This window comes from Paenibacillus sp. E194, assembly GCF_000935845.1.
Taxonomy (GTDB): domain Bacteria; phylum Bacillota; class Bacilli; order Paenibacillales; family Paenibacillaceae; genus Paenibacillus_B; species Paenibacillus_B alvei_B.
Genome location: NZ_JMDX01000339.1, coordinates 1 through 4985 on the forward strand (window position 1 = coordinate 1; position 4985 = coordinate 4985).

At 47.5% G+C, this 4985-nt stretch carries 4 protein-coding genes and 1 pseudogene; all 5 read right to left on the reverse strand.

The genetic code is table 11. The features are described from left to right. Window positions 1-112 precede the first annotated feature (112 nt). Entirely contained in the window at window positions 113-682 is a 570-nt protein-coding gene (gene pduL / locus AZ66_RS26835; protein WP_021262400.1) for a phosphate propanoyltransferase, read from the reverse strand. 104 nt (window positions 683-786) lie between these two features. Further along, window positions 787-1653 (reverse strand): 2-oxoacid:ferredoxin oxidoreductase subunit beta, encoded by an 867-nt coding sequence (locus AZ66_RS26840; RefSeq protein WP_021256474.1) that lies wholly within the window; start codon window positions 1651-1653, stop codon window positions 787-789. 1 nt (window position 1654) lies between these two features. Further along, the gene (locus tag AZ66_RS26845; RefSeq protein WP_044357684.1) at window positions 1655-3388 is read right to left on the reverse strand and encodes a 2-oxoacid:acceptor oxidoreductase subunit alpha; all 1734 of its coding nucleotides are present in this window, start codon (window positions 3386-3388) and stop codon (window positions 1655-1657) included. A 204-nt stretch (window positions 3389-3592) separates the two neighbouring features. Next, a complete protein-coding gene (locus AZ66_RS26850) occupies window positions 3593-4552 on the reverse strand; it encodes a dipeptidase (protein WP_044357685.1) in 960 nt (319 codons plus the stop codon). A 205-nt stretch (window positions 4553-4757) separates the two neighbouring features. Further along, window positions 4758-4985, reverse strand: a pseudogene (locus tag AZ66_RS26855) (stage V sporulation protein S); the annotation flags it as partial.

Consider the following 4985-nt stretch of genomic DNA (forward strand, 5'->3'; position numbering starts at 1 on the left):
AACTGCTAACTCTCCAGTATGGGCTCCTGTACGAACGAAGAAGAGACTCCATGCAAAAAAGGCGCAGCCCTATAAGGACTGCACCTTTCATTTCGAAAGTATGATTCAATAATTAATCAATGATCTCAGCAGTATCGCCGTTTTTCACGCCAGAAGCATTCGCCTCGTCTGTGTCGATATGCATGTCCAATGCAAACTTCTCAGATACGCGTGCAACCACGTGTTCAAATACAACACCGCGCTCTCCACCTACACGTACGCGAAGCTTTTGCTTGTCTTGAATCCCCCATTTTTCTGCATCAGAAGTATGGAAGTGAATGTGACGAGCAGCTACGATAACGCCGTCTTGCATTTCAACTTCACCAGCAGGTCCTTTTACAAGAACGCCTGGTGTACCTTCGATATCTCCAGATTCGCGAACAGGTGCTTTTACACCAATTGCGAAGGAGTCAGTGCGGGAAATTTCCAATTGGGATGCAGGACGTGCTGGTCCCAAAATACGAACTTTATTGAAGGATCCTTTGGAGCCAACAACTTCAACTGTTTCGTTCGCAGCAAATTGTCCTGGTTGGGACAATGGCTTGAACTCCGTCAATTGATAACCTTTACCGAACAAAATCTCGATATGTTCTTGAGTCAAATGAATATGGCGAGCGGATACGCCGACAGGTACGTTTTTCATTTCTCTTCCACCTCACGTATGTGTTCTCTCTAGCTAGTACCAAATCATATTATACTACGAAATGCAACAAGGCATGCGCCTAAAGACGCATGCCTTTTCAACAATTATTTGAATTCTGCCACCAATTTGTCAAATTCTTCAGAAGAAAGGCGAATATTTTGCTTCGCTAACGGTTCATCGCGGAATCCAGATACAAGATTCTCGTAGCTCTTCTTCGATTTATCTTGATAGATAAGACCTGTTATCATTCCATCTGTTTCCATTAACTTCGTCATTGCTGCGATCCGGTTGGACGGATCATAGCCTTCTACGGATTCCAGATTGATGATGTTTTCCTTGAACCAGTCATACGTATTGATCTTGTTGAATGTTACGCAAGGACTGAATACGTTGATTAAAGAGAAGCCTTCGTGCTTAATGCCTTCCTCAATCAGAGAAGTCAACTGCTTCAGATCACTAGAGAACGATTGTGCTACGAAGGTAGCTCCCGCAGATAGTGCAATCTCAAGCGGGCTTAATGTGTTCTCGATTGCGCCATCTGGTGTACTCTTCGTCTTGAACCCAACCGCACTACGTGGCGAAGTCTGACCTTTCGTCAATCCATAGATTTGGTTATCCATGACGATATACGTAACGTTGATGTTCCGGCGAATCGCATGTACGGTATGTCCCATCCCGATTGCGAAGCCGTCTCCATCCCCACCAGATGCAATAACAGTCAGGTCACGGTTAGCTAGCTTCAACCCTTGTGCAATTGGCAGCGCACGGCCGTGAATGCTGTGGAAGCCATATGCATTGATATAACCGGAAATCCGACCAGAACATCCAATCCCGGATACAACAGCCAAATTCTCAGGTTCCAGACCGACGTTGGCTGCCGCGCGTTGAATGGCTGCCTGAATTGAGAAGTCGCCGCAGCCAGGGCACCAGTTCGGCTTCACATTGTTGCGAAACTCTTTGAACGTTGCCATACTAGACCAACTCCTTGCTTTGTTTGTACAATTCCAAAGGCAGGAACGGAGTTCCATCATATTTATTAATTCGGCGAAGCTTCTCTCCGAATCCAACGTTCAATTTTACTTGATCAGCCAGCTGGCCGGTAGCATTGTTCTCAACAACGACGATTTGCTTCGCCTTCTGCGCATGCGGTGTGAACAGCTCTGTTGGGAATGGATAGATTTGACGCACCGTAATATGGTTGGTCTTTACCCCATCCGCTTCCAAGTGTCTGCGTGCTTCATCTATCGTACCGCCAGTAGAGCCCATGCCTACGATAAGTAAATCTGGTTCTTCATGCGGCACATCTGCATGAATCGCATTCGTCACCTGCAGCCCATTCAGTTTGTTCAACCGTTTGTCCATCATCTTCTTGCGGTTCACTGCACTCTCAGACGGTCTGCCGATCTCGTCGTGCTCAACGCCAGTTACGTGATGAAGTCCGCCTTTCTCCCCCGGAACAACACGTGGAGAAATTCCGTCTTCTGTAAGTTCATAGCGCTTAAACTGTTGATTTGCCTCTAATGGAGGAACGTCGCTCATCAGCTTACCGCGATCGATTGTAATTTGCTCATAATCAAGCATCTCACAAGTTTGCTTACCGAGAGACAACTGCAAATCCGTCAAGACGATAACCGGACATTGGTACTGCTCAGCCAGGTTGAATGCCTCTACTGTATCGAAGAAGCACTCTTCTATTGAACTTGGCGCGATTACAATCTTCGGAATCTCACCATGTGTTCCGTAGATCATCGCGTTCATATCGCTTTGTTCCTGCTTCGTCGGAAGTCCAGTACTTGGACCGCCGCGCTGTGTATTCACGATAACAATCGGAGTCTCCGTCATGCCGGCAAGACCGATTGCTTCCGTCTTCAGGGAAAGACCAGGACCTGCGGATGCAGTCAGTGCACGTACGCCTCCATAGTTGGCGCCAATCGCCATCGTAACTGCCGCAATCTCATCCTCTGTCTGAATAACCGTGCCGCCGAACTTCGGCAGACGCTTAATCAAATATTCCATAATCTCGGATGCAGGCGTAATCGGATATGCTGCCATCAGACGGCATCCTGCCGCTACCGCACCCAAGCCAATTGCATCGTTACCAATCATGAACAGCTTCTGTTTGCCGTCAGCCGGCTCCAGCTTGAAATCGTCAAGCGGACCGCCTGCTTGCTCCAGTACGAACTCCGCACCTCTACGTGCAGCTTCAACGTTCTTCTCCACAACTGCTGGACCCTTACGGCTGAATTCCTCTTCAAGAGCTTTGTTGAAGACTTCCAGCGGCAATCCAAGCAATGCCCAAGATGCGCCCGAAGCAACCATGTTCTTCATGAGGGAAGCACCGAGTTCCTCAGCAATCGATGTGAAAGGAACCGCGAAGAGACGTGCATCCACACCTTCTGGAACGGATGGATTGAACTTGGCATCTGCGACGATAACGCCGCCTGGACGAAGTTCACCAACGTTCAAATCAATGGATTCCTGATCGAATGCAACCAAAATGTCCAAGTCGTCCGAAATTGCGCGAATTGGCTTCGTGCTGATTCGAATCTTGTTGTTCGTATGACCACCCTTAATACGAGAAGAAAAATGACGGTACCCATATAAATAGTATCCAAGACGATTCAATGCCGTCGAGAAAATACGGTCCGTACTTTCTACGCCTTCCCCTTGCTGACCCCCGATTTTCCAAGACAATTGACTAATCAAGCTCGCCCACTCCTTTTGAAAGGTGACTCGCATATGCATCACGACGGATGCCACCAAAGTTCGCTAAATTGTAACAAGTAAAATATTGTATTGGTTGAGTCACTCTCATTCTATGTGCAGAGGTTGGAAAAAGCAAGCGTTTTCGCCGATGTCCACGATAGCAAGATTCGATGGATATGATACCTTCATGAGATGAATGGACAATTATCCTTCTCGGGCAGGAAGGTTCGTCTTCAGAAATTGCAAAGCATTGCTATGAGCAATTCGATTGACAAATTCCGACGAATATCTACGCTCTATTGTTTCCAGCAAATTTCCGTACTGTCCAGCATGCTCCAGACCTTGTACTTTGTCATCAATGCCATCGAAGTCCGAGCCGAACATAATATGCTGTTCACCGCCGAGCTCGCAGATCCGTTCAATATGGCGAAGCAGATGCTCAATAGTCACTTGCTGGCTATCTGCAATAAAGGCAGGTACAAAGGTGATTCCGATTCTACCATTCCGATCGATAATGGCTTTGATCTGTTCATCACTTAGATTTCTAGGGTGCTTACGCACATGTGACGAATTGGAATGGGATGCGAATACTGGCCGCTCAGTAAGCTCTAGCAGTTCCCAGAATGCTCTTTCATTCAAATGGGATACATCAACGAGTATCCCCAGCTTGTCGCATTCGCGAATAAGCTGCCGCCCTTTGTTCGTAAACCCAGCCTGCCTTGGCTCCATTGTTCCGTCCACAGCCCAGTTCGAATGATTCCATGTCAAGCCTAGAAAGCGAACCCCAAGCTCATATGCAGTCCGCACATACACCATGTCGCCTTCCAACCCATCAGCGCCTTCTATAGAAAGCAGAGCACCCGTTAACTGTGGCGAACGCTCCCAATGCTCTACATCTTCACGCCATCGAATGAGGGACACATCAGGCAGCGAGCATATCCGTTCACGCAGCAGGTCAATACAGCGCAAGATTTGAGAAAATTGCGGCTGACCGCTAATTAATGCTTCTTCCAGAAATACCGCAAATACTTGCATGCCTACCTGACCGGCCTGCATGCGCGGCAGCGTAATATCTAATGCATCCTTGCTCATAAAATCCAACTTGCCTTCATACAGCATCTTGTACAGAACATCACAATGAAAATCAATAATCCGTTGTCTCATAATTCTACGTCTCCTTCTTAGCTTCTTTATTCGTAATCCGGTGAAGGCAGCTGTATATGTTCTAGTTCTAGTTACCAAGCTGCGCTTGTCCCATTGCATCTCATCTCTAACCCATCTGCTCCCGAGGTAGAACAAAGCAAAAAACCTGCTTACGTTGTAAACAGGCTGAAAAAATTCGTTACTTACGCACCACTGTCGACGTATATTATCTGGGTTCAACTATCAGTTTGATTGCAGTCCGATCTTCTCCATCGATGACAATATCCGTGAAAGCGGGAACACAAATCAGATCCACACCACTTGGCGCAACGAATCCCCGTGCAATGGCAACGGCTTTAATCGCCTGATTCAAGGCACCTGCGCCAATTGCTTGCAGTTCGGCTGCTCCCCGTTCACGCAAACCCCTGCTAACGCTCCAGCTACCGAATTAGGA

Coding starts and splice junctions, on each gene's coding strand:
- pduL (WP_021262400.1), bottom strand. CDS start 682: ATGAAAAACGTACCTGTCGGCGTATCCGCTCGCCATATTCATTTGACT.
- AZ66_RS26840 (WP_021256474.1), bottom strand. CDS start 1,653: ATGGCAACGTTCAAAGAGTTTCGCAACAATGTGAAGCCGAACTGGTGC.
- AZ66_RS26850 (WP_044357685.1), bottom strand. CDS start 4,552: ATGAGACAACGGATTATTGATTTTCATTGTGATGTTCTGTACAAGATG.